Raw genomic sequence first — 22,057 nt, forward strand, 5'->3', positions numbered from 1 at the left:
GCAGGAGGGAGAAGAAGGGGTGGTGGCCGATGCGGGTGCTGCGGGCGCCGTTGGCCGGTGGGGGGGGGGGGCGTGCGCGGGGGAGTCTGTCCGGACGCCTCGCCGTGTCAGCAGGCACCTCAGCACTGTTCATGTCGATGCTGAACGAGCCAGGACGGCCGGCGAGCAGGATGCGTTGAGGAGCAGGTCGACGGCAGGTGGGAGTCGCGTGGCCAAGCGGCGGCGCTCGTTCACCCCAGTGCCGGCTTGTTCTCCACAAGGTCGCCCGCGCGGGTGGGGCGAGCCACAGGACGTTCCGAGATGACGGATCCGGCCGCTCCGGCTCCGACCGTTTGGCGGGAAGTCGCAGGTGTCAGTCGACGGAAGCGCGCCAGTAGTCGAGAGCGAGCTGGGTCATCTTCGTGATCTCGTGTGTCATGCCAGCACGCGCGTGCAGTCGGTTGCCAAACCGGTGAGCGAGCGGATCGCCTTGGCCTTGTGGCCGGACGCGCCCAAGTGGACGCCGTGCTGGTAGCGAGCGGCCAACGTCTCCACGTGGTCGTGCCACCCGTCCACATATCGGTGGGACGGCGTTGGTGCATAGTGTCCTGCGGTGTCATCGGCCGATGTCGCCTGCTCGTGGAGAAGGTGGTAGGAGTGACGATGCGCTCACGAGTCCGATGGGCCTGGGCTGCCGTGTTGATCGCCCTGATCGGGGGGACGTTCGGGGTGTCCGCAACCCGCGCGGCAGGCGCCCCGGTACCCGTCAGCATCCTGAGCGTGTCAGCCGAGAACGTGAAGCCCGGCGACCAGGTTCAAGTCCAGTTCCGCGTCACGAACAACGGGAGCAAGGCGGACACAGCCATCGTGGTGGTCGGTGGCGGCCTGAAGTGCACCACCGGCTGTCGGGCGGAGCCGAACCTCAAACCTGGCCAGAGCCAGGACTTCCAGGCCACCGTCGTCGCGCCCGAGGTGAGCGCGGGCGAGACCCTCGGTGTCAACATCTCGGTCGCCGTGCGGCTCGGTGAGCAGAACAGCGCCGACTACAAGATGGTCTACATCCACGGCGCGGGCGCGACGCAACCCGATGCGGACCAGCCGTCGTCCGAGGTGGATGGGGTGTCGGGTTGGGTCCGCGACGCCAGTGGCAAGGCGATCGGCGGCGTGGCGCTGACCGTCGTGGACAGCGCCGGGCACGAGTTCCGCACGACGAGTGACCAGAACGGCCGGTTCTCGATCAAGTCGGGCGCCGGCAAGCCGATCGCCGCGGGGCAGATCACGGTCGACGCGGCTCTGGACGGCTACCGCCCCACTCGCGCAACCGTGCAGGGCTCCGCAGGTGACACGGCGAGCGTGGAGCTGACCTTGGCCGTCGTGGCCGCGCCGACCGAGACTCCGCCTTCGACCACCGCGACGACGGCGGTGGACGAGACTCCCGAACGGGAGATCAGCGCAGCCGCAGCGCCACAACCCGCCCTGGAAGCGGGCAGCGACGGGGGCAGCGGTTCGCTGCCGTTCATCCTGGGCGGGCTGCTGGTCGCCGCCGGCCTGGGCGCACTGGCACTGATCGTGAAGCGCCGCCGGAGCACATCGGACGGGCCGGCGACTCAGCCGACGGTGCCGGCCGGAGCGGGCGTGAGCGACGCACCGACCGTGGTGCTGTACACGAGACCGACGGCCGACGGTTCTCCCGGCCCGTACCGCGGGCCCACGCAGGGCGGCGACGAGCAGCGCAGCGACGGCCCGTACGGCGGGCCGGGTCTCTAGGAACTCCTATCCCGGTCATCCCGCCGTCGACGACCGGGATACCGCGAACGTCTGGCAGACCCGCGCTCCGTTCGGGACCGCTAAGCCTACGGTCAAAACAGTTTGCAGTACGGCATCAAGGCTCACGGCTGGTTCAACTTGTATATTGCCGGGAGGAAGGTGAAGTAGCGGAACGACGGCGAGATCGTGATGTACGATCCTAAAATCGACTACTTCGGTGTCGTGACGCGAGATGGTGGGTCAAAAACCTTACTCGTTCCGAATCCGGTGTATCATGAGTACCCTGCGAACCCGGGACTATTATAATGCCCAATGAGTTGTACCGATGCCGCGTATGCGGTCTGCTCCGAGAAGAGCCTCCCTGGGGTGAGGACGGCACGACGTCTACATTCGACATATGTGAATGCTGTGGCGTCGAATTTGGTTACGAGGATTCAACGAGGGAGTCAGTTCTTAAGTATCGGGCGACCTGGCTCGCCTCGGGCGCCAAGTGGGCTGACCCGAGCGAGAGGCCGCCGGGGTGGAGTCTGGAGGGCCAACTTCAGGTCATTCCCGAGAAGTGGCGATAGGTTGCAGTTACTTCGCGTTGGTCGAGTTCGGACGGACAGTGGAAGTGGTCCGGCCTGCAATTGCGTCGCTTCCATGAGCGTACAATCGCACGCTTGTACGCATCATGATCGATGCTAGTGTCTCGTGATTCTGCGGGCTTTATGAACCGTCACGGGTTTGAGACCGCTTCCCACCGGCTGGACCCCTCAACCATCAGAACCTCTCGGGACGACACGGACCGGGCCGTGACCCACGCCTACGGCACACGCTCCACACGTACCGGCCCCACGCCGGACAGATCGACTTTCGGCCGGAGGGCGCTCCGGTGGCTGACCAAGGCGAACAAACGCTGGACGGCCGCCATGACGGACCAGGCCGCTTCTACCTGGAACACGGACACCACCAAGGCTGCCGGTGCCGCGACGGATCGGTGACGATCACGGCCGACGGCGTCGACATACTGCTGTCGATGCCCGAGTCGCCGACCCTCGACGCCGACATGCTCCAGCCCTATCTCGACGGGCGGAGCGAATGCGGACCACGTTGACGTGACTCGCAATGCCTGGTCGACCGTTGTCGGACAGTGGAACGAGCGACGTCCCGCTGATCGTGCGATCAATCAGCCGGACCGGCACGGAGGAAGGGCCGGGCCGATGACCACGGCTGGGCGTTGAATGCGCGGTAGTCGGAGAAACCCATCTCGCCCGCAGCCGGCAAGAGCCCGGCTCCTACCTTGACGGTCAAGCGATTCCAAGTGGTAACGCCATCGGGCACAACTGCGAGGTACATCCTGGCGAAGGGTGGGAATTCATGCGGTTCTGGGCATTCCTGTCGTACTCGTGGTCCGATCGGCAGCGAGCGGCTGTGCTACATCGCCGGCTGGAGAGGTTCGTCGTGCCACGCCACGCCCGGCGCGCCGCCGACCCGGCGGGACCACCCGGTCGGCGCCTGCGTCCGGTGTTCCGCGACGACGACGAGATGGCCGTGTCGGGTCCACTCGCGGATCGACTGGGAGCCGCCATCGACGAGGCGCCCGCGATGATCCTGCTGGCTTCTCCGGCGTCCGCGCGATCGCACTACGTGAACCTCGAGGTGGCGCACTTCCTCGCCAACCACGACCTGAAACGCCTGGCCATCATCGCGACGGGCGACGACCCCACCGAGGAACCGGAACTGCCGCCCGCCCTCGACCACGTCGACGAACCGCTGTGGCTCGACATGCGAGGCGCTCGCAAGCTCACCCGCCGCGACCTCGTGCGGGTCGCCGCCGTCGTGCTGGACGTGGGATTCGACGCGTTGTGGCGCAGGCACGTCCGCTACCTGCGCCAGCTCGCCGCGCTGTGGTGCGCGCTGGTTCTGGTCGTCGGTGTCGTGGTGGGCACCGCGATCGTTCGCCAGGTGGAAGCGGAGAAGCGCAGCCCGGAGCAGCAACGCGCCCAGTTCTTCGAGTGGATGACCGAGGACGTGCAGTCGGCCGGTCTGCCCGTCAGCGAGGTCAAGCTGAACATCACTCGTGTCGATGATCTGGACAACGACGGCCTGATGGAGTTCTTCGTCGTCAACGAGACCATGGAGTTCTGCGGGTCAGGAGGGTGCATGTTCGCCGTGTACCGCACTGTCTCGCCCGGCGAGTACGTGCGGGTGCTCGAACTGCTGGGCACCTCGACCGCACGGGTGCGCCCGGTGCAGGACGGCTCAAAAGAGATCATCGTCACCGATCTCTCCGCGAGCAGGGAACCCCTCTACTCCGTCTACACGTTGCGCGGCGGCAAGTTCGAACTCGAGCACCACGAGTTCTGCGACGGCTTGATCTTCGAGGCGTGCCACGAACCGACGGTGATCACGCCTGTCGCGTCGGAAAACGTGCCTGCTGTTGACCAATACGCCGTACCTGTGGAGCGGCCGGCTGCGGACGCGCGGGTGGTCAGGATCGGGGCGGCAGGTACGAAACTCGAAGACGGCGCCCATCCCCTGGAGGTCAGGGGCACGGTGGAAGGCGGCGATTGGTACCTCGTCGAGGTATGGAAGGGGTCGTGCGGGTTCGTCCCCGCCTCTGCCGTGCAGCCGAACTGATGTTTTGACCTGGTTGTCAGCGGCCCGTGGCGCTACCTGGACGCCGAACCCGACCCCGAACGTCGGCACGTCCGACCGGTGCCGGTGACCGACCTGCCGCGTACGGCGGTCGAAGAGGATCGTCGGACATCCTTGTGGGGTGTCGGAAGTTCGGCCTCATGGCCCGACCCGCCGCAGGTTTGACCAGGAGCGCCTCGACCCGGGAGGCCGCGAAGGACTCCCGGGTCCGCGATGGCTGCGCGGTGGGTCCTAGGTCGATCTCCGCCCGACCCGAGGCGGATTCACGATCACCGGCCGCGCGGTGGCGTCGCGAAGACCAGCCCCTGGCTCTTCGGGGACGAGAAGCCGTACGAGTCCTTGGTGGTGACCTTGACGCGGTGCTGGGTGTCGGGGCTCAGCCCGGTGAGCGTCGCCTGCTTGTCGGTCACGAAGGCGACCTTCACACCGTCCAGGAACACGTCGTAGCCGATCGTGGGGAACCACCACGAGGTCGAGTACCAGCTCAGCGAGACGCTGGTCGGCGTCACGGCCGTGACCTGCAGCTGCGACGGCCGCACCGGGTGCTCGATGATGCTCGACTCGGACTTGACCACGGTCAGCAGGTCGCTGGGGCCGGAGTGCCGGCAGGTCACAGTGGTTGCGGTGCCCGCAGGGGTCCCGTCCGCGCGCTCGGGCCGCAGGGACAGCGTGAGGTCGCCCAGGTGGATCGCGTAGTCCCCGGCCGGGTAGAGGCCCAGCTGCGGGAACCCGCCGGCGGCCTTCACCGGCCCGCCGGACGAGGTGAGCAGGGTCGGCGCGAAGCTCAGCGCGGCCGCGGTCGCCGTGGTCCCGGCGGGGCCGACGAGGGTCGCCGCGAGCGACGCGGTGCTGTCCCCGTCGATCCGGACGCCGGCCGGCGCGCGGTCGAGGGCGAACGTCACGTCCACGTCGATGTATGCGGATTCGAGGTACGGGACGTTCCCTCCGGCCATCCCCTCGTCGGGCACGACGGCCGTGACGTCGGCGTGCACGACGACCCCGGGTCCACAGGTGTAGTCGAGCCCCAGCCCGACCGTTCCCGCGGACGCCGTCCCGACCGCGACACCGCCGGATAACACCGCGGCGACCGCGGCCCCGATGACAAGTCTTCTCCCCAGCACGATTACCCCTTCGCCTTCGTTGGTGGCACTGTCACCCGACCAGGGTCCCTCCGTCGGAACCCGCAAGGTACTTCTGCGGTGTGTGGTTCACCGCCGCGGTGGAGGTCAGCTGCGGCCGGTTGGCGTTGACGCCCGCGCCCGTGTTGGCGTGCTCGAAGAACCGCGCGCTGCGCCACGACGTGGGAGCCCGTGGTCGGTACCGCAGCGCGTTCACCGCCGCCTTCACGGTCCGGTACGCCCGGTGCCGTCCGACCCGACGACGACGGTGGCGGCCGTGATGTGCGCCGCCGCGAGGACGGCACGGCGCATCGCCTTGACCATGTGCTGCTCCCCGTCGAGTCGCTTGGCGTTGGCGGCGTAGGTCCGGATCTTGTCATCAGGCGGTTTCCGTTCAACCGCCGAACGAATGCGTCAGCCGCGGCGCGATGCCCAGGCGAGGTTCGCGGGGGAGTGCGAACCGCCCGCGCAGACCTCGACACCGCCGGCGGTCCGCTGCCCGAACTCACGTGGAGATCGCGTGAACCCCTGCCGCCACCGCCCGACCACCCCGCCGCACCTTGACGACCGGTCCGCGGCGGGCTCGCGGATGGTCGCGGAACCGTCAGCTCGGGAAGCGGCAGGCGCGGCCGGCGCCGCAACGCGCCCGCGGGGGTGCGGAAGCTCGGTCGGCACGCGTCACCGCAGGTCTGCGGTCGAGGTGGCGCGAGTCGCCGTGCTCCGCCGAACGCCGACCGGGCCGGGTCAGTACCTGATCACCAGGTGGGCTCGGGTGTTGTTGGCCAGGACGTCGGCGAAGGTTTTGTTGATCTCCGCCAACTCCCGCGGTTCGACCGTCACCACGGTGTGGCCGGCGGCGTGCAGCGTGAAGACCTCCGTGAGGTCCTCGCGGGTACCGACGACCGAGCCGACCACCGAGATGCCCCGGGTCACCGCGTCGAAGATCGGGTCCGGGATGCCGCGTGCCGGTAGGCGGACGCACACCAGCCGGCCCCCGCGACGGAGGGAGCGGAGCGCGTGTTCGTAAGCGCTCGGCGCGGACGTGAGCGCGATCGCGATGTCGGCGCCACCCTCCGCCTGGATCACCACGGCCGGGTCGCGGGTGCGCGCGTCGATCACCTGCTCCGCGCCGAGTTCCCGGGCGTGGTCCAACTCCTCCGCGTCGACGTCGACCGCGGTGACGAAGCCGCCCGCGTGCCGCGCGTACTGGAGCGCCAGGTGGCCGAGCCCGCCCAAGCCGAACACGGCGACGTGATCGGCGGGACCGACCTGGCCGGCCTGCACGGCTTTGTAGCCGGTGACCCCGGCACAGGTCAGCGGAGCCGCTTCGAGCGAGGGGACGCCTTCGGGCACGGGGACGGCGTAACGAACGTCCGCGACCGCGTACTCGGCGTGGCCGCCGCCGACCCGGTAGTCGATGTTCTGCTGAGACTGGCACAGCACCCTCCAGCCCGCCAGGCAGAACCCGCACCTCCCGCAGGCCCAGCAGAGCCACGGCAGGGCCACTCGCCGGCCGACCCGGCTCGCGGCCACACCCGTGCCCACCCGTTCGACGATGCCGACGCCTTCGTGGCCCGAGATCAGTGGCAGCGCCGGCCGGTCCGGCCAGTCACCGCAGGCGATCCGGACGTCGACGTGGCAGATCCCGCAAGCCTCCATGCGAACCAGGACCTGGTGTGCCCCGGGCTCCGGGATCGGCACCTCCCGCAGTTCGAGCGGAGCCGAGAACTCGGTTATCACGGCGGCACGCATCAGGGTGCTCCTTGCCAGACAGCCCCCGATCGCGACTGGTCCTCGATCGGGATCCGTTCCCCCGTTGGGAGCACGTCGAAGCGTAACCGATTCCGGCTCGTTCGGCAGGGGCGCGACCGGTGCGCGGAACCCGCCGATCGAGGCCGTTCGGGCGGAACGGCTCGTGGTCGAATCGAGCGCGTCGCGTCGAACGGCCGGGGTGGGGGAGGTCGGGCAGATTTGTCGCCGATGTGTCGAAATCGTCGTGGGTTTGCGCGCGCAGCGTTCACCCGGACGGTGGGGCCGGGTCGGACAGGTCGTCGAGGAGGTACTCACGCGGACCGCCGCCGTTGTGCTCCTCCGCCCGGAGCTCCGCCCGGCGGATCTTGCCGGACGTCGTTTTCGGCAGCGTGCGGAACTCCAGCCGGCGGATCCACTGGTGCGGCGCCAGGTGCTCCTGCGCGTACCGCAGGATCGACCGTGCCGCCGCCATCGACGACGGGCAGCCCTCGGCCAGCGTGACGAAGGCTTTGGGGACCACCAGGCCGATCGGATCGGACGCGGGGACGACCGCCACCTCGGCGACGTCGTCGTGCCGCAGGAGCACGCTCTCCAACTCGAACGGGGAGACCGGGTGGTCATAGGACTTGAACAGGTCGTCAGCGCGCCCGACGTAGGTGAAGTAGCCGTCGGCGTCCCGCCGGGCGATGTCACCCGTGTGGTAGCGACCACCTGCGAACGTCCGCGCGTTCTTCTCCGGGGCGTCGACGTAACCGGGCATCACCCCGACCGGCCGGTCGGCGAGGTCGACGCAGATCTCGCCCTCGTCACCGGGCTCGCCGGTGAGCGGGTCCAGCAACACGATCCGGTAGCCGGGCAACGGCTTGCCCATCGAAGCGGGCCGGACGGCGAGACCCGGGGTGTTCCCGATCTGCGCGGTCGTCTCGGTCTGGCCGTAGCCGTCACGGACCGTGAGCCCCCAAGCCCGCCGGACGCGGTCGACCACCTCGGGGTTGAGCGGTTCGCCGACGCTGCCGGCTTCGCGCAGCGCGGCAGGACGGGCGCCGAGGTCCTCCTGCAGCAGCATCCGCCACACGGTTGGCGGTGCGCAGACGGTGGTGGCCCGCTGGGAGGTGAGGACGTCGAGCACGGTCGGCGCCGGCGCGGTTCCGGTCTTGACCGTCAGCAGGGTCGCCTCCGCGTTGAACGGCGCGAAGAAGCTGCTCCAGGCGTGCTTGGCCCAGCCGGGGGCGGAGATGTTCAGGTGCCGGTCGCCGGGCCGCACACCGGTCCAGTACATGCCGGACAGGTGACCGACCGGGTAGCTGGTGTGCGTGTGCAGGACCAACTTGGGCCGCGATGTCGTTCCCGAGGTGAAGTACAGGAAGAGCGGGTCGTCCGCGCGGGTGGTGCCCTGCGGGGTGAAGTCGGCCGGCTCGGCGTAGGCGTCGCGGTAGGGAGCCCAGCCGGGGACGGGTTCCCCGACGACGATCCGGGTCAGGCGGTCCGCGATCCCCGTGAACCGGTCGGCGAGCTCACCGTCGGTGATGACGTGCGTGACACCGCCCCGGTCGAGGCGATCGGCCAGGTCGGTGGCGGAGATCGTCGTGTAGGTGGGGATGACGATCGCGCCGAGCTTCATCGCCGCCAGCAGGACCTCCCACGTGGCGAGTTGGTTGTCCAGCATGACGAGGACGCCGGTGCCGCGCGCCACCCCGCGGCCGCGCAGCCAGTTGGCCGCCTGGCCGGACCGCGCCGACAGCTCCGCGTAGGTCGTCGACGCCACCGAGCCGCCGTCGACGATGCGCAGCGCCTCCCGGTCGCTGTCCCGTGCGATGGGGTCGAACCAGTCGAGTGCCCAGTTGAACGTCTCGAACCGCGGCCACCGGAACCGGGCGCACGCGGCGTCGTGGTCCTCGCGCAGCTCCAGCAACAGGTCCCGGGCCGCGCGGAACCGCTCGGTGTCACCGGCGGCCACGGTCGCCTCCCGCCGAGCAGGTCAGCGGCCGGTCGACGCGGATCCCCCCGGTGTGGGCGGACCCGTTCGCCGCGAGTGCCACGACCCCGGTGCACCCGCCGTCCAGGACGTCACCGGCGACGGCGTCCGCGTCGGCGTGGAACGCGCTCAGCGGCCCCGGCCGTCCGTTGCCGATCTGCGTGAACCACCGCAGGTTCTCGGTGGGGATGCCGAGCACGTACAAGTCACGGTTCACCCGTCCGTCGGCGCCGACGGCGTGGAACGGCGCCCGGGTGGAGGCCATCGCTCCGGTGGTGAAGACCTCGTCGGCGAACGAGCCGGCGTTGACGTACTCCGAGATCAGGCCGTCGGCCAGCAGCTGCCGGGTCAGCGGCGAAGCGTCCTGCCGCACCGAGGGGCGGGGGATGCGGGCGTCGATCAGCGTGCTGACCACCTGACCGGCTCCGGTGACCTGGGCTGAATCGAGCAGGAAGCCGCCCGGCGCGAGGCCGACCCGCAGGGCCGGCCCGACCAGGTGCAGCACGTCGGCCTCGATGAGCGCGCGGACCTGGGCGAGCCTGATCGCCGGGGGACCGGCGGAGAGCATCGCGTTGATCGGGGTGAACCAGCCGACGAAGTCCTCGCGGTGCGACCGCGGCCGCAGGCCACCGTGGTCGACCGCCGCGCGGACGGCGCCGCGGAGGTCCCGGAGGATGTCCAGCGCGGCCTTGACCGGCCCGTGCACGTTGCCCCGCAGAGCTTCCACCAGGTCCTGCCCGAGCAGGTCGAGCACGTCCCGGTGGAACTCGGCCGGGTCCGCGTACCGCCGACCGGCGAAGGGCCGGGCGATCCGCTCCAGGTCGATCGTGGCCGCGTGCGCGATGCCGGCCTCGACCAGTGCCTTGTCGACGAGATGGGCCGCCTTGCCCCCGGCGACGGCCAGGTGGAGGCGGGCGAACCGGCGGGCGGCCTCGTCGCCGGAGTGGTCCCGGATCAGGGTGGTGTAGTAGACGTGCTCGACCTCCAGTTGCACCAGCGGCAGCACGTCACGGCGGAAGTCGAGCCGGGCGGACCCGGTTTCGCGGCGGGCCCGGTGCCGGGCTTCCGCGAGTGCGCCGCAGGTCAGGAACTTGGCTTCGTACCGGTACTCCGGAGCCTTCTGGTTCACCCCGCGGGCGAGGATCGGCACGCCGCTGCGAGAACCGGCGAAGACGCGCGGCTCCCGGCCGCTCGGCCGGTAGCGCAGCTCGCCGGCGGGGCCGGGCTCGAACCGGCCACCGCGGCCCGCGGTGAGCGCCGCGACGACGTCCAGGAAGGTGAGCCCCAGCCCGAGGACACCGACCGGTTCGCCCGCCCTCACCGGGTCGAGGTCCAGGTCGGCGGCGGAATCGCCGCGGACGTACCGCACGCCCGGCCGGCTGTCGGCGTGGTCGAGCAGCTCCCGCTCGCGCGGTCCGGGGGTGGTGACCGGGTGCCCGGTGGTGAGCACGAGCTTGTCGGCGAGGACGACGTGGCCCGCACGGGTGACCAGGCGCAGTCGGCCCCCGTGCCGCTGCACGCGCTCGACCCGTGACCGCACGGCGTGGATGGCCACGTTGTCCGGCTTGTGCGCGACGAGGTTGTCGAACACGTCGCGCAGGTACCGCCCGTAGCACGCTCTCGGCGCGTAACCGTTCTGCCCCAGCGCGGTCCACCGCGGACCGGCTCCGCCCGCCGAGAGCCACTCGTGCAGCGAGGGCCCGGCACCCGCTCTCGGTGGTCCCTCGTCGCGATCGCCCGAGTACATGCTCACCTCACCGGCGGCGGTGTTCATCAGGAACCAGTCGGGCTGGTCCGTGCGCCAGATGCGGCCCGCGCCGTGCTCCCCGGGGTCGAAGACCCAGATCGACACCGCGGGGCCCCGCCGTCGCGCGAGCCGCACCAGCAGACGTTCGAGCACGGACAGCCCGCGAGGCCCCATGCCGACGATCGCGACAACGAGTTCGGAGCAGGTCTTCGTCACGTCGGGTCCTCCCTCGTTTTCGGTGGTCGTGTGGGTGACGTCCGTGAGCCCGTGCTCAGGCGGGACCGGTGGCCGGCCGGGTGTCCGCCGGGGTTCCGCCGAGCCTGAGCCGCCTGAGCAGGGGACCGGTCATGGCCGTCGTCACCAGCGTCATCACCACGAACACGGCGAACAGGTCCGGTCCGATGACGCCGAGGGACAGCCCGGTGGAGACCACCACGAGCTCGGTCAGGCCACGGCAGTTGACCATGACGCCGAGCCCGAGCGACTCCCTCGGGGTCAGCTTGGTCAGCCGGCCGACGAGCGTCGTCGTGCCCACCTTGCTCACGACGGCGACCAGGACCATGAGCCCGCAGAGCAGGAGGTCGCGCGGGTCGTCCAGGAACTCGACGTGCACGCTGAACCCGATCACCGCGAAGAACAGCGGGAGGACGAGCGCCACCCCGCGGCCCACGGTGCGCCCGAGATCGCGCACCACGCTGTTCTCCCGCGGCACGACGGCGCCGACCAGCAAGGCCCCGAAGATCGCGTGGATGCCGATCCAGTCGGTGACGGCGGCGCCTGAGAGCGCGCACAGCACCAGCACCGCGATGGCGATCCGCCGACGGCTCGCGGTGCTCTCCGCGGCGGCCAGGAACCGCCGCAGCGCGGGACGGACGACGATCAGCGTCACCGCGGTGAACAGGACCAGCCACGCCGCGGTCGGGACGACCGCGGCGGCCGAGCTGCCTCGCGCCAGCGCGACGACCAGGACCAGCAGCAACCACGAGAAGGCGTCGCCCGCGCCGGCGGTGGCCAGACCGAGCGTGCCGATCCGGGTCTGGATCAGGTCGTGCTCGGCCAGGATCCGGACCAGGACGGGGAACGCGGTGATGCTCATCGCGGTGCCGACGAAGAGCAGGAACGGAACCGACCCGACGCCGGTCGGCCGGTAGGTCCCGGTCAGGCCGGCCGCGAGCAGGAGCCCGCAGCCGAGCGGTACTACCACCATGCCCGCACCCAGCGCGGCCACCTGGCCACCCGACCCGCGCAACAGGTCCAGCGGGAGTTCGGTGCCGAGGAGGAAGACGAAGTAGGTGATCGCCAGCTGCGCGATCAGGCCGAGCTCGGGGATCAGCTCGGCGGGGAACAGCGCGTGCTGGACCGCCGGCGCGACCTGACCCAGCAAGGTCGGCCCCAGCGCGATCCCCGCCGCCATCTCGCCGACGACCCGCGGTTGGCGGCACCGGGCCGCCACCCAGCCGCCGAGGCGCCCCACCGCGATGATCGCCGCGACCGCGAGGAGGAACCGCGGGACGAGCGACCAACCGCCGTTCCCCAGGTCCCGCAGCTGCCCGAAGGTGGGGACGGCGTGGATCATGCCGACCGCGATCACCGTCAGCAGCGCGACGACGGCGACGGCGTTCGGCCCGCGCTCCACCGTCCTGCGCCGCGGTGGCGGCACCGCCTCCCGATCGGGGTTCTTGCCCTGGGCTGCTGCCTTCATGGATTCCGGCCCCCCTGGTGCTGTCACGAGATGAAGTCGTAGGAGAGGAAGGCGTCGTCCTCGGCCCAGGTCCCGTACCGGCGCATGCCGTACAGCAGTGGCGCGGGCGTGCGGAGGCTGGTGATCCCGGCGATCTCGGCCAGGACGACGACGTGGTCGCCGACCGCGTGGTTCGCGCTCACCGCGCAGTCCGCGATGGTGTGCGCCGCGTCGACCAGGTGCGGGCCGCCGTTCGGCGCGGGTACCCACGGGACCCGCTCGAACCGGTCCGGCGCCCCCGAAGCGAACAACTCGGCGGTCGAACGGGCGTTGCGGTGCAGCAGGTTCACCGCCAGCGCCGAGCTCTCCAGGACGGCGTCCAGGGTGGGGCTGCCGCGGCGCAGGCACACGAGCAGCGATGGCGGGTCGGGGGCGACGCTGCACAGCGACGTGCAGGTCATCCCCCAGGGCTTGCGGTCCCCGGCCTGCGCCGTGACGACCGAGACACCGGTGGGGAACCCGACCATCAGTCGCCGGACGTCGACGCGGTGCCGTGCCGAGGTCTCCGCCCCGGTGGGCCGGCGGCTCACGACCCTTCCTCCGCCTTGGCGATGGCCATGTTGTCCAGCGCGTTGAGCATCCGGGGTCCGATGTCCGCAGGCGCGCTCGCGCGTGCCCACAGCCTGGCTCCCTCGACCCGGTCCGGGGTCAGGTGGTAGCAGCCGTTCTCCGGCAGGCCGAACTGGTCCGCGTACGGGAAGAAGTCCGCTTTCCGGACGGAGGCGAGGATCTCCGCGGCCGCGGCCGACGGCGCCAGTGCGCCGCGTTCGACGGCCTCGCACAGTTCCCGGGTCCGCGTGCCCAGCCGGACGAAGCTCTCGCTGATCGGCAACGGGGATCCCGGGTGGCCGTAGCGCTCGACCTCGACGAAGACGCTGTCGTCGCCGGTTCGCCGGAACCGGTGGTGGGCGTCTTCGAGCATCATGTTGCCGCTCATCGTGCCGAGCATCCAGGTGCGGTTGACGGCGTTCCACAGCTCGTAGTCTCGGAACCCGACGAACGAGCTGTAGACCAGGTCGTCGTGGAAGTCGAACAGGCCCTGCTGCAGGTCCTCCACGTAGGCGAACCGCTCGGTCGACCAGTCGCCGTCGCGCGACGCGTCGATCAGCCGCCGGCCGAGCGCGTTGACGACCGCGAGCGTGTTCGCCAGCCCGCGGGAGTAGAGCGCGTCGATGAACCCGGCGGCGTGCGAGGTGAGGCAGTACCGGTCGCCGACGACCTTGCTCGCCGAGTACTGGAGCCTGCCGGTGGACACCCACGGCCGCACCGCGCGCGCTCCCTCGAACTGCCAGGCGATCTCCGGGAAGCGGGCGAGGAACTCGGCGAACTCGCGCTCGGGCGGGAGCGAGCCGTTCGGGTGCTTGCGCGGGTCCAGGGTCAGACCCACGCTGCACAAGGGGTTGACCGCGCCCGGGTGGTTGTCGAACGGGATCACCCAGAGCCAGCCACCGTCGAAGACGTGGTGCAGCGTGCCGTGGTGCCACGGGTTCGGCTGCCCGTGGTTCGCGGCGGTGGGTGATTCGTCGAAGGGCCGCACCCCGATCATGTGCGTGAACAGGCACCGGGAGTGCGTCCTCGCCCGCGTCGGGGTCTCCCGCAGCCCGAACCGCTCGGCCAGCGGCGACCGGTAACCGCTGCCGTCCACCACGTAGGCGGCGCGGAACTCCTCGCCCCGGTCCGAGCGCAGCACGACGCCCTCGGCGGGATCGATGTCCACGTCGGTGATCCGGGTCGCCAGGCGCGCTTCGGCGCCGTACTTCACCGCGACGTGGAACAGGTAGGCGTCGACGTCCTGGCGGAACAGGTGTGACTCCGTGCGGAAGGCCACGGGGACCACCAGCTGGTTGACCTGCCGGGGGTCCTGCGGCTCGCCCTCCCGGTGGTAGACGAAGCCGAAGTTCTGCTTCTGGCCGCAGAAGGGGGAGACCCTGACGGTCCCGTCGTGGTTCGACAGCGCCCGCAACTCGGGCACCTGGTACCGGTCGGCGATCAACCGCATCATGCCCGAGGTGTAGGGGATGGTGGACTCGCCGACCGCGAACCGGGGGTGGGCGCCGGCATCGATGATCAGCACCCTCACCCCGTTGCGGGCCAGCACCGCACCCAGCATCCCGCCGGCCATGCCGCTGCCGAGGATGGCCACGTCGTACCTCTCCGCCGCGGCGGAGTCATTACCCGGCACCCGACTCACCGGTCCTTTCGTCATTCGCTCGTCCGGTCGGAAAAATGCGTCCGCTGATCGCTCAGTAACCGTTGCCCGTCAGCCACTCGACCACGCCCAACGGGTCGTTCATCACCACGAGCGGGTCGATGATGGGCCAGATGTAGAGCAGCCCCTCGCCATCGAGCCGGAAGAAGTTGTGCACCGTGTACTGGGCGCCTTTCGTGGTCGTGATCTGCCACAGGCCGCTCGCGGTCGGGAAGTCCACGTTCACGTTGAGCACCGTCACCGCCAGCACCCGGCTCGACACGGGCTGGATGAAGCTCTCGATCTGTTCGCGCCCTTTCAGTGCGAGTCTGCTGATCGGCGGGAGGAATTCGGCGTTCGCCGAGAACCGGACCTCCGAGAAGTCGTGGGTCTCGAAAGCGCGGAAGTAGGACTCGATAATCGTGCGGTAGGTTTCCTTGTCCAGTTGTCTGCCGTTCGGCGTCGGATTCGCGGGGTCAAGCGGGTGGGTCGCGGCCCGGCCGTTCTCGTCCGTCGAGGTCGATGTCGTGGTCATGGCTGCTCCAGGGTGTTTTTCGGTGAACGAGTCGGTGGATCCGCGCAGGGCGTGCGGTCACGTCGCCGGTCCGGCGGCGTTGGCCGCCTTGAGCCCGTTGGCGGCGAGGTCGTCGGCGATGTCCATGCCGAGCCTGACCCCGCCGACGTTGCGGGAGAGGTCCACGTCACCGGCTTCGTCCACGGCGAAGGCGTCGAACACCCAGTGCACCCCGAGGTAGACCCGGCTGAAGCCCTGTTCGATCATCATCTGCCACATCCCGCCGGGGAACGTGCGCACGATGCGGGTCCGCACGTTGCCGGTGGTGTCGGTGCTGATCCCGTCGAGCTCGTCGGAGACGAACTCGAGGCCGTCCGCCAGGTCGTCGGGCCCGTCCTGGGTCCGGCCGTAGAAGTGCCGGACCGTCTGGAAGGCCGCCCCGCCCTCCGACGCGTGGCCCGACGGGTACGCCGGGAAGCTCGGCGTGAAGTTCCGCCCGCCGGTCACGTTGGTCGCCTGCGCGCCGAGCGGCAGCCAGAACGGATCGGCGTCCGAGTCCAGCGCGGCGTCGCCCACGCCCGCCGGGCCGGAGGACGAGTCGTGCTCACGGACACCGAGCACGGGACGCCACAGGTCGTACTCGTACTTGTCGGCCCACGCCAGGATGGTCGAGTCGGCGATGGCCGCGTTGACGAGGGCGAACAGCCGGGCGTTCTGCGCGGTGTCGTTGCCCTGGGCGACCGCGACCTTGCGGATGATCTGGTTGTACAGCCGCGTCGGCGTGCCGATGCGGCTGGCCGCTTCGTAGCCCCAGAACAACCCGATGGCGGTCTCGTTGGGCGTGCGCGCGGTCAGCAGGTCGGCCGGGAGGGTGCCCATGAGGTGCGGGGCGATGCCCTTGGCGCGCACCTGCTTGAGGGCCTGCTCGTACTCGGCGCTCCCCGGCTGCGGGGGCGCGTCGAGGTGGTGGCGGGTGGTCGCCGCGAAGCAGGCGGACCGGGCGCCGTAGAACGGGCCGTAGAAGCCCTGGCCGGGGTTGTCCGGGTCCTGCCGGTGGTGCCCCGGTGCGACCGAGGAGCTGTGCCCGTTGTCGCCGAAGCCGGGGTCGTTCGCGCGGAGCGCGAGGATCTTGGCCGCGACCTTCCGACCGAAGTCGTGGCCCGCCACGTCCGACTTGCCCGCGGTCAGCCCGGCCGCGGCGTGCCGGGCGTCGAAGAACGCCTTCTGCGTCGGGTAGAGCGCGCTCAGCGTGGCGTGGGCGGCACTGGCCACCGCCGCGGCGGCGTCGGCGTCGGCGGCGACCTCGGGCAGGTCGTCCCCCAGGTAGGGCTCGTACTGCCCGGTGTCGATGCCGAAGTAGGCGTCGTGCATGGCCAGGTGCACGATCGCGTTGCCGCGCGCCCCACCGGGGCCGCCGCGGACGCCGAGTTCGCTCGCCGGGAGAGTCGTGTGGGTGACCCGGTCGGCCTCGGCGGCGACCTCGTTCCAGTAGAGGATGGGATCCATTGGTGCGTACCTCCAGGGCGTTGCCGTTCTGGTCGGGTGGTTGTCGCTCCACTGTGGTCACTCCCCGATGTCGTGGTGTGAGTAGTCGGGTACTCACCTCTCGGACCTGCCCGCGCCGGAGAAAATGAGGCGGGCCGCCGGTATCTGCGCCCGGTCTCGTCCCTCTGGTTTGTTACCTGTGGTGTCATCGGTGGGGGAGAATCCGGATGAACGGGATGATTCCGGTGCGCCAGGAGCCGTCCCGGTCCGCGACCGGGCGCTGGCCCCTGGTCGGCCGGACCGAGGAGCTGAACCGGATCTCCGCCTCGATCCGCCGCCGCCCGGACGGACCGGCCGGGGTGGTGCTGATCGGCGCGGCGGGGGTGGGGAAGACCCGCCTGGCACAGGAAGCGCTGACGGTGGCCGCACAGCGGGGCGCGCTGGTCCGGTGGGTGGCGGGCACTGCTTCGGCGCGGATGATGCCGTTGGGCGCCTTCTCGGCGACGCTGAACCTCGCCGACCTGGATCCGGTCAGGGCGGTGCCCGAGGCCGTCGAGGTGTTGCTGGCGGACGCACGTCCGGCCGGGGTGGTCATCGTGGTGGACGACGCGCACCTGCTGGACGAGCGGTCCGCGGTACTGGTCCACCAGCTCGTGCTGCGCAAGGCGGCGAGCGTGCTGCTCACGTCCCGCGCGGGGGAGCCGGTGCCCGACGCGGTGACGGCGTTGTGGAAGGACGGGCACCTGCCACGGCTGGAGCTCGAACCGCTGTCCTGCCGGCAGACCGCGGCCTTGGTGGAGACGAGGTTGGGTGGTCCGGTGGACGACGCCGCAGCGCAGCGGCTGTGGTCCATCACCCGGGGCAACGTGCTGTACCTGCGGCAGCTGGTCGACCACGAGCTGGCCTCCGACCGGCTGCGCGAGTCCGCAGGGGTGTGGCGGTGGTCGGGGCGGCCGGGTTTGTCGCCGGCGTTGCTGGACCTCGTGTCCAGCCGGATCGGTGGGCTGCCGCGGCGCCAGCTCGAGGTGCTCGACCTGCTCGCGTTCGGCGGTCCGCTGGAGGTGCCGCTGGTGACGGAGCTCACCGGCGCCTGCGCGATGGAGGAGATGGAGGCCAGGGGCCTCATCGAGGTCTTCCCGCACGGGCGGCGCTGGCAGGCCCGACTGGCCGACCCGATGTTCGGCGAGGTGCAGCGGCGTCGGGCAGGCGCGCTGTACGCCCAGCGGCTGCGCAGGCGCATCGCGGACGCGCTGAGTGCCACGGGCGGGAGGCGGGCCGACGACGCACTGCGCCGCGCGGTCCTGCTGCTGGACTCCGGTGCGCAACCCGAGGTCCCCCTGCTCACCGACGCCGCCCGCCGGGCCGTCGAAGTGGGGGACCTCGCGCTGGCCACCCGGATCGCCAGGGCCGCGGTGTCCGCCGGTGGCGGGTTCGAGCCGCGGCTGCTGCTGGGCAACGCCCTCGGCTGGACCGGCCGCATGGCCGAGGCCGGTGGCGAGTGGGCCGCGCTGCGCGCCCTGGCCCGAACCGACCTCCAGCACGCGCAGGCCGCGATGGTCCGGGCGAAGATCCTGGCCTGGGCCGGCCGACCGGCCGAAGCCGAGGCCGAGCTCGCCGCCGCGGCGCGCAGGACGAGGGACGAGTCCGCCGACCTCGTGCTGGCCGGGGTCCGTTCGGTGCTGGACGCCTACCTGGGACGCGTGGTGCGGGCCGCCGAGGCGAGCACCGCGGTGCTCGCCCACCCGCGCTGCCCCGCGGCTGCGGTGCCGTGGGCGAGTTGGGGACTCGCGATGGCGAGCGGAGGACTCGGCCGCCTCGACGACGTCGAGGCGACCCTGCGGCGGATCGACGCGCCGGGCGTCGGGCTGCACGAGCGGGCTGTCGTGGTGTTGTTCTCGATGCGGGGGCTGCTCCTGGCCGGCCTGCCGGACCAGGCGGACCGGATCGCGGAGCGGTTCCGCGGGCCGTGCACCGATTCTCCGGGACGCCCGGTCGACGCCTTTACCAGTCTGATGGCCGCGGGGGCGGCGACCTTCCGCGGCCAGGTCGAGACCGCGGCACGCGGGTACCGCCAGGCCGTCGCGGCGCACCACGGGGCGGACTCCAGCGGCTGGTCGTTCATCGGGCTGGTGGGCCTCACCATCGCGCTCGGGATGCGCGGTGAGCCGGCTCCGGCCCTCCGGGCCCTGGTGGAGATGACGGCCGAGCACCACCCCACGTGCGTCTTCCTGGCGCCGGACGTGCTGCTGGCGCGGTCCTGGGTGGTCGCCGCGGAAGGCGGGGTGAGCGAAGCCGCGGGCCTGGCTCGCCAGGCGGCCGAGGTGGCCGCGTCGCAGGGCCAGCCGACGGTGGAGGTCCTCGCGCTGCACACGGCGGTCCGCTTCGGCGACCGCGCGGTGGCCGACCGGCTGGCACGCCTGGCCACCGAGGTCGACGGGCCCGGCGCCCGGGTCGCGGCCGCGCACGCCCGTGCCCTGGCCGCCGACGACGGACCGGGTTTGGAGGCCGTCTCGGTGCGGTTGGAACAGCTGGGCGCACTCCTCGTGGCCGTGGACGCCGCCGCACAGGCCGCGTCCGCCCATCACCGGCACGACCGCCACGGGTCCGCCCAGGCCGCGACGGCACGCGCCCGCAAGCTCGCGCAAGCCTGTGAAGGCGCCCGGACCCCCGCGCTGGCGGCGCTCACCGCGCCGCCGGAGCTCACCGGCCGACAACGCGAGATCCTCACCCTCGTCGCCGGCGGCCTGTCCAACGCCGACATCGCGCAGCGGCTGTTCGTGTCCGTCCGCACGGTCGAGAACCACCTCTACCGCGTCAGCACGAAACTCGGCATCTCCAACCGCGTGCAACTGGCCGCCCTGGTCCACGGCATCGGCACGGCTCCCGACGGGGTCGGGAGCTGACCGGCCTCAGCGACCTCCCCGGATGACGTCCGAGTGGACGCCGGAGAACCACACTTGCTCGACCTTCTGGGACGGCGCCGACTTCGACCGGCGGGAGTCCGGGATCACCGGGTACTCGCGGTGAGGTCTGCGCTTCTCGTCGATCGAAATGGCGGGTCGGACGGTGAGCGCGTTCGCGACCTGCCTGGTGTACGGCCACCGCATGTTCCACTGCAGCACGCCCGCGGCCTTGACGGTGTCCCAAAGGCCCATGTAGTGGACGGGGATGCCGAACCGGCCGTTCGACGGCGCGCTGAACGCCTCGGCGAAGCGGTGCACCCGCCCCCCAGTCGTCGTCGGTGATGGCCTGGCCGGGCACGGGCAGCGGGACGTCCTCCAGGACGCGGTCCAGCATCAGCTCGACCAGTTCGTCCTTGGTGGCGACGTGGGCGGACGCGACCCGGAAGCGCGAACGGCGTGGGCCGAGGCACTCGACCTCCTCGACCGCCAAGGCCGCGCCGACGACGCGACACGTGTTCGAGGACAGATCGAGGCGCTCGACCGAGCGACCGCGGATCAGTGAGGGCATTCGCGGCGTCAATCGTGGCCGTTCGGTAGCACGGGTGTACCCGAGTTGTCCGAAGCGGTGCGGAGCCGGCTCGCTGAGTAGGCCACCAACACGACGAAGCTTCCCACCAGGATGGTCGCGACCAGGGAGATGGAGTCGGGAACCGGTGCGGAACTTTCGGTGAAGCCGACGAGCGTGGTCACGCCCAGGACCGACGCCGAGGCGAGGACGACCGCGATCCCGGAGATGAGCCGGGTGAACGCGGGGTGGTGCTGTGGTCGGTCGAAGAACTTGACGGCGCACACGAGGACTGCCAGGACCACGAGAAGAAGAACCGATAACACCGCCCAGTCGAGGCCGGTGAAGCCCGCCGCGGCACCGTACTTCTGGGTGACATGGTCACGTGCCCCGCTCCACATCGACAGGACGACGACCGGGGAGAGCAGGAAGACGATGACGGCTCTGATCAGGTTCGCCATGGCCTGGCTGATGGCTCGACTCCGCGGAGCGTCGCTCTCCAGTCCGCGGACGAGGACGAGCATCGAGTACAGCAGCATGACCCCGGCAACACCGAAGCCCACCCCCGACACCGTCAGGAGCGAGGCCACTCGTGCGGTGCCAGCGGTTTCACCAACCACCACGGCGTAGTTCAGGCTCGACACCCCTAGGGCCTGTCCTCAAAGCGGGTGGTGGTGATCTGCTTTGATCTTGGGTTGTGGTGCGTAGGCACGAGTTGACCGATGAGCAGTGGCAGGCCGTCGAGCCCTTGCTGCCGGCCTCGGGGGCGAAGGGGCGTCCGCGGGTGGACGACCGTCGGGTGATCAACGGGATGTTGTTCAAGGCCAAGACCGGGGTCGCGTGGCGTGACCTGCCCGAACGCTACGGGCCGTGGAAGACGGTCTACAACCGGTTCTGGCGCTGGTCGCGCGACGGCACCCTCACCGCACTCGTGGCGAAGGTCCGCGTCGTCGCCGAGGCGATCGACGAGCTCGACCGCGAGGTCGCCGTCGACTCCAGCATCGTGCGCGCCCATCAGCACGCCGCCGGCGCCCGCCGCACGACCGCGTCCCACACGGGGGGCGGTCGGGTCGTGCGGCGGGCACAGCGAGCCAGGTGATCATGCCATCGGCCGCTCCCGCGGCGGACCCACCACCAAGATCCATCTCGCCTGCGACGGCCACGGCCGACCACTGTCGATCGTCCTGACCGGCGGCAACGTCAACGACTGCACCATGTTCACCCAGGTCATGGCCGGTGTCCGGTTCGACCGGCCGGGACCGGGACGACCGGCGACCAGACCGAGCCGGGTGATCGCGGACAAGGGGTACTCCAGCCGCGCCATCCGCACTTACCTGCGCCGACGCCGCATCCCGGCCACCATCCCCGAACGCCGCGATCAACAGGCCAACCGGCTGCGCCACGGCCGGGCCGGCGGGCCCCCCCCGGCCTTCGACCGCAGTGCCTACAAGCGTCGCAACGTGGTGGAACGCTGCTTCAACCGGCTCAAGCAGTTCCGTGCCATCGCCACCCGCTTCGACAAGACCGCCGTGTCCTATCGAGGCATGCTCGACCTGGCCACGCTGCTCATCTGGCTTTGAGGACAGGCCCTAGCTTGAGCTTTAACCTGTTCGGCGGGGTCGTGGGGTGGTCGACTTCGTCTTCTTGTGCTGCTTTGGTTTCTGTGCGTTCGTGCTGGTGGCG

At 70.7% G+C, this 22,057-nt stretch carries 18 protein-coding genes; 5 read left to right on the forward strand and 13 right to left on the reverse strand.

Annotation, left to right across the window (positions count from 1 at the left end):
- Positions 1-414 precede the first annotated feature (414 nt).
- On the reverse strand, positions 415-555 hold the full coding sequence (locus ACZ7GX_RS43230) for a hypothetical protein (protein ID WP_498786291.1): 141 nt from the start codon (positions 553-555) through the stop codon (positions 415-417).
- 63 nt (positions 556-618) lie between these two features.
- Between ACZ7GX_RS43230 and ACZ7GX_RS43235 the strand changes: the two genes are divergently transcribed.
- The 3 genes from ACZ7GX_RS43235 to ACZ7GX_RS43245 all read left to right on the forward strand — a co-directional run bounded on the left by ACZ7GX_RS43235 (position 619) and on the right by ACZ7GX_RS43245 (position 4,368).
- The gene (locus ACZ7GX_RS43235) at positions 619-1,746 is read left to right on the forward strand and encodes a carboxypeptidase-like regulatory domain-containing protein (RefSeq protein WP_498786292.1); all 1,128 of its coding nucleotides are present in this window, start codon (positions 619-621) and stop codon (positions 1,744-1,746) included.
- A gap of 874 nt (positions 1,747-2,620) precedes the next feature.
- A complete protein-coding gene (locus ACZ7GX_RS43240) occupies positions 2,621-2,842 on the forward strand; it encodes a hypothetical protein (protein WP_498786293.1) in 222 nt (73 codons plus the stop codon).
- Positions 2,843-3,189: 347 nt separating this feature from the next.
- Positions 3,190-4,368 carry a toll/interleukin-1 receptor domain-containing protein gene (locus ACZ7GX_RS43245; protein ID WP_498786294.1) on the forward strand — a complete coding sequence of 393 codons (1,179 nt, stop codon included), beginning with the start codon at positions 3,190-3,192 and terminating at the stop codon, positions 4,366-4,368.
- A gap of 287 nt (positions 4,369-4,655) precedes the next feature.
- Here ACZ7GX_RS43245 and ACZ7GX_RS43250 read toward each other — a convergent pair whose 3' ends face one another.
- The 10 genes from ACZ7GX_RS43250 to ACZ7GX_RS43295 all read right to left on the reverse strand — a co-directional run bounded on the left by ACZ7GX_RS43250 (position 4,656) and on the right by ACZ7GX_RS43295 (position 16,927).
- Positions 4,656-5,507, reverse strand: coding sequence for a fibronectin type III domain-containing protein (locus ACZ7GX_RS43250; RefSeq protein ID WP_498786295.1), 852 nt, complete (start codon positions 5,505-5,507; stop codon positions 4,656-4,658).
- Positions 5,508-5,538: 31 nt separating this feature from the next.
- Entirely contained in the window at positions 5,539-5,721 is a 183-nt protein-coding gene (locus ACZ7GX_RS43255) for a hypothetical protein (RefSeq protein WP_498786296.1), read from the reverse strand.
- A gap of 527 nt (positions 5,722-6,248) precedes the next feature.
- Positions 6,249-7,256 carry a zinc-dependent alcohol dehydrogenase gene (locus tag ACZ7GX_RS43260; protein WP_498786297.1) on the reverse strand — a complete coding sequence of 336 codons (1,008 nt, stop codon included), beginning with the start codon at positions 7,254-7,256 and terminating at the stop codon, positions 6,249-6,251.
- Between the two features lie 265 nt (positions 7,257-7,521).
- Entirely contained in the window at positions 7,522-9,213 is a 1,692-nt protein-coding gene (locus tag ACZ7GX_RS43265) for an AMP-binding protein (RefSeq protein ID WP_498786299.1), read from the reverse strand.
- Complete coding sequence (locus tag ACZ7GX_RS43270; protein ID WP_498786301.1) at positions 9,200-11,194, reverse strand: FAD/NAD(P)-binding protein; 1,995 nt, start codon at positions 11,192-11,194, stop codon at positions 9,200-9,202. The genes ACZ7GX_RS43265 and ACZ7GX_RS43270 overlap by 14 nt, the downstream gene beginning before the upstream one ends.
- A 55-nt stretch (positions 11,195-11,249) precedes the next feature.
- On the reverse strand, positions 11,250-12,680 hold the full coding sequence (locus ACZ7GX_RS43275) for a cation:proton antiporter (protein ID WP_498786303.1): 1,431 nt from the start codon (positions 12,678-12,680) through the stop codon (positions 11,250-11,252).
- Between the two features lie 23 nt (positions 12,681-12,703).
- The gene (locus ACZ7GX_RS43280) at positions 12,704-13,249 is read right to left on the reverse strand and encodes a flavin reductase family protein (RefSeq protein WP_498786305.1); all 546 of its coding nucleotides are present in this window, start codon (positions 13,247-13,249) and stop codon (positions 12,704-12,706) included.
- Positions 13,246-14,901, reverse strand: coding sequence for an NAD(P)/FAD-dependent oxidoreductase (locus ACZ7GX_RS43285; protein ID WP_498786307.1), 1,656 nt, complete (start codon positions 14,899-14,901; stop codon positions 13,246-13,248). Before ACZ7GX_RS43285 ends, ACZ7GX_RS43280 begins: the two co-directional genes overlap by 4 nt.
- Positions 14,902-14,962: 61 nt before the next feature.
- The gene (locus tag ACZ7GX_RS43290; RefSeq protein WP_498786309.1) at positions 14,963-15,442 is read right to left on the reverse strand and encodes a DUF4904 domain-containing protein; all 480 of its coding nucleotides are present in this window, start codon (positions 15,440-15,442) and stop codon (positions 14,963-14,965) included.
- A gap of 57 nt (positions 15,443-15,499) precedes the next feature.
- Complete coding sequence (locus ACZ7GX_RS43295) at positions 15,500-16,927, reverse strand: vanadium-dependent haloperoxidase (RefSeq protein WP_498786311.1); 1,428 nt, start codon at positions 16,925-16,927, stop codon at positions 15,500-15,502.
- A gap of 206 nt (positions 16,928-17,133) precedes the next feature.
- Between ACZ7GX_RS43295 and ACZ7GX_RS43300 the strand changes: the two genes are divergently transcribed.
- Positions 17,134-19,809 carry a LuxR C-terminal-related transcriptional regulator gene (locus ACZ7GX_RS43300; protein WP_498786313.1) on the forward strand — a complete coding sequence of 892 codons (2,676 nt, stop codon included), beginning with the start codon at positions 17,134-17,136 and terminating at the stop codon, positions 19,807-19,809.
- A gap of 6 nt (positions 19,810-19,815) precedes the next feature.
- Here ACZ7GX_RS43300 and ACZ7GX_RS43305 read toward each other — a convergent pair whose 3' ends face one another.
- Positions 19,816-20,127, reverse strand: coding sequence for a phospholipase effector Tle1 domain-containing protein (locus ACZ7GX_RS43305; protein WP_498786315.1), 312 nt, complete (start codon positions 20,125-20,127; stop codon positions 19,816-19,818).
- A 258-nt stretch (positions 20,128-20,385) separates the two neighbouring features.
- Positions 20,386-21,018: a hypothetical protein gene (locus tag ACZ7GX_RS43310; RefSeq protein ID WP_498786317.1), complete on the reverse strand. Its 633-nt coding sequence runs from the start codon at positions 21,016-21,018 to the stop codon at positions 20,386-20,388.
- Positions 21,019-21,074: 56 nt separating this feature from the next.
- Between ACZ7GX_RS43310 and ACZ7GX_RS43315 the strand changes: the two genes are divergently transcribed.
- Positions 21,075-21,954 (forward strand): IS5 family transposase gene (locus ACZ7GX_RS43315; protein ID WP_498786319.1). Its coding sequence is split into 2 segments (ribosomal slippage): positions 21,075-21,415 and positions 21,414-21,954, totalling 882 coding nucleotides; the frame shifts between segments, so codons are not numbered across the junction.
- The last annotated feature ends 103 nt before the right edge of the window (positions 21,955-22,057 follow it).

It is taken from the genome of Actinosynnema sp. NPDC037264 (assembly GCF_055603705.1).

What these genes read in the sequence shown, in the direction of transcription:
- ACZ7GX_RS43290 (WP_498786309.1), bottom strand. Translation starts at nt 15,442, where the DNA reads ATGACCACGACATCGACCTCGACGGACGAGAACGGCCGGGCCGCGACC.
- ACZ7GX_RS43300 (WP_498786313.1), top strand. Translation starts at nt 17,134, where the DNA reads ATGAACGGGATGATTCCGGTGCGCCAGGAGCCGTCCCGGTCCGCGACC.
- ACZ7GX_RS43275 (WP_498786303.1), bottom strand. Translation starts at nt 12,680, where the DNA reads ATGAAGGCAGCAGCCCAGGGCAAGAACCCCGATCGGGAGGCGGTGCCG.
- ACZ7GX_RS43295 (WP_498786311.1), bottom strand. Translation starts at nt 16,927, where the DNA reads ATGGATCCCATCCTCTACTGGAACGAGGTCGCCGCCGAGGCCGACCGG.
- ACZ7GX_RS43260 (WP_498786297.1), bottom strand. Translation starts at nt 7,256, where the DNA reads ATGCGTGCCGCCGTGATAACCGAGTTCTCGGCTCCGCTCGAACTGCGG.